Consider the following 2,448-nt stretch of genomic DNA (forward strand, 5'->3'; position numbering starts at 1 on the left):
GTAAGCGTCCGGCCATCACACCTTGTCAGGCGTAGCCGGCTTCCAGTTGTGGGGCAATAGCTCGTCGATGGCGTTGTTTTTCTGCGTCGGCAGGCGCGTCAGCACATCCTTCAGATAGGCATACGGATCATATCCATTCAGCTTCGCCGACTGGATCAGGGTCATCACCGCAGCCGCACGTTGACCACTGCGTAGTGATCCCGCGAACAGCCAGTTGGAACGGCCCAACGCCCAGGGCCGGATCTGGTTTTCCACCCAGTTGTTGTCGATGGGCACAGCACCATCGTCCAGGTAGCGCGTCAGCGCTGTCCACCGTTTGAGGCTGTAATCCAGAGCTTTGGCGGTACCGGAGCCATCCGGCACTTTCTGGCGATGCGCCAGCATCCACTGGTGCAGTGCATCAGCCAGTGGTTTCGCTTTGGTTTGTCGGATTTCCCGGCGCTTATCCGGTGGCAGGTCTTTGGTGTCCCGTTCGATCTCGTAGAGCCCGCCGATGTATTCCAGTGCTTTCGCAGCCAGCTCGCTCTTGTTGGCTTCGTGCAGGTCATAGAACTTGCGCCGGGCGTGGGCCATGCATCCGATTTCGGTGATGCCGTTGCCGAACCCGGCCTTGTAGCCGGCATAATCATCACAGACCAGCTTGCCTTGCCAGTCGCCCAGGAAGGTGCGGGCATGTTCGCCTGCTCTCGTTGGTGCGAAGTCGTAAACAGTGGCCTTCAGGTCCGAGAACGGTGTGGTGCAGTAGGCCCAGACGTAGGCCTTATGGGTTTTCTTCTTACCCGGAGCCAACATGCTGACCGGCGTTTCATCGGCGTGCAGAACGTTGTGTTCCAGCAAGGCGTTTCTCAACGCATCTGCCAGGGGCTGCAACTGCACACCGCAGGCACCGACCCATTCGGCGAGTGTGGAACGGGGTATTTCGAGGCCGGCGCGACCGAAGATGCGTTCCTGACGGTACAGTGGCAGATGGTCCGCGTACTTGGCCACCAGGACCTGAGCCAGCAGGCCGGCGGTGGGGATGCCCTTGTCGATGACCTGTGGTGGTACCGGTGCCTGGACCAGGGTCTCGCACTTTTCGCAGGCCCACTTGCCCCGGATGTGCCGCTCCACGGTGAACTCGCCTGGTACGTAATCCAGCTTCTCGCTGACGTCTTCACCAATGCGCTTGAGCTGGCAGCCGCACTGGCAGTGAGTGTTGTCCGGTTCGTGGTGGATCAGGGTGCGAGGCAGTTCTGGTGGCAGCGGGGTGCGCTTGGGCTTCTGCTTTGGCCGGGCCGCTTTCTGCTCCTCTGTCATCGCCTGTTCAAGTTCGGCTTCGATCGCCGCCAGGTCACTGTCGATCAGTTCGTCCAGCAGTTTTCCCTGAACAGCATCGAGTTGCTCACTGCGGCGGGCGAACTTGTGACGTTTGAGGATGGCGACTTCGTGGGTCAGCTTCTCGATGATCGCATTGCTGCGCACCAACTCTCGCTCCTTCCGGCCCAAGACTTGATCCTTGGCGTCCAGAGAGTCCATCAGTTCCGTCGCCAGGGCTCGGAGCTGATCGGCAGAGAGTTGGTTGATATCGGGGCGCTGAGTCATACCGCCTAGTATGCCAAGTCCCTGTGCCGCAAGCGATTCGCAGTTCTGGCTATAGCGGCAGTACGGCACTTGTGGTTACAGGATGGAGATGACGCCGTCGACCCCAAGACGTTGCCAGGGCAGGCCCTGAACCAGGGCGGACAACTGCTCTTCGGTCAGGCGCAGTTGCTCACCGCGCCAGGTTTCGCCCCAGTGGAATTTGCCCCGGTTCAGCCGGCGGGCACACAGCCAGATACCCAGACCATCGTGGATCAGCACCTTCACCCGATTCCCCCGTTTGTTGGCGAACAGATAGGCGCAATGCGGCCTGGCTGAACCGAACACCTGAATAACCCGCGCCAGGGCCTTGTCGGGCCCCGCCCGCATATCCAGCGGCTCAGTAGCCAGCCAGATCTCGTCGATGCGGATCATCCCAGCAGGTCCCGCAACAGAGCAGCACACTGATGGGCCTGCTCCGCAGGCCACTCCACCACAACCGCACCACCGGCGCGGGGAATCTCGATGCGGATGGTGCTACGCTTGTCCGAGACCGATCGGTTGCCCGGTGCAGAGGTTGCCGCTGGCAGATTAACCGGTACGAATCCCGGTGTTGTCGTCCGTGTTTTCGGCGCTCGTCGCGCCTCACTGATCCAGCGCCGCACCATGTTGGCGTTGAGACCGTTATCCAGGGAAATTCGGGAAACGGAGGCACCGGGTTCCAGGCATTTAGCGACAATCTCACCTTTGAATTCGCGGGAGAACCGGCGGCGGCGTTGGTAGGGCTTGGTTACGCTTAAGTCGTTCATGTTAAGTGTCCACTAGAAAATAAGTGGACACTATCCTGACGGCGGCAGCGCCTGGCTCAAGATGGGATTACCGGACGCTTAC

General features: G+C 60.4%; 3 protein-coding genes. All 3 read right to left on the minus strand.

What is annotated here, in order from left to right:
• Positions 1-15: 15 nt before the first annotated feature.
• Positions 16-1,581: an IS66 family transposase gene (locus QPL95_RS18425; protein ID WP_303292364.1), complete on the minus strand. Its 1,566-nt coding sequence runs from the start codon at positions 1,579-1,581 to the stop codon at positions 16-18.
• A gap of 75 nt (positions 1,582-1,656) precedes the next feature.
• Positions 1,657-1,992 (minus strand): IS66 family insertion sequence element accessory protein TnpB, encoded by a 336-nt coding sequence (gene tnpB, locus QPL95_RS18430; protein WP_303292365.1) that lies wholly within the window; start codon positions 1,990-1,992, stop codon positions 1,657-1,659.
• Positions 1,989-2,366, minus strand: a complete 378-nt coding sequence (locus tag QPL95_RS18435; RefSeq protein WP_303292366.1) for a transposase — start codon at positions 2,364-2,366, stop codon at positions 1,989-1,991. Before QPL95_RS18435 ends, tnpB begins: the two co-directional genes overlap by 4 nt.
• Positions 2,367-2,448: the final 82 nt, after the last annotated feature.

The organism is Marinobacter sp. SS5-14b (assembly GCF_030541005.1).
Classification (GTDB): Bacteria; Pseudomonadota; Gammaproteobacteria; order Pseudomonadales; family Oleiphilaceae; genus Marinobacter.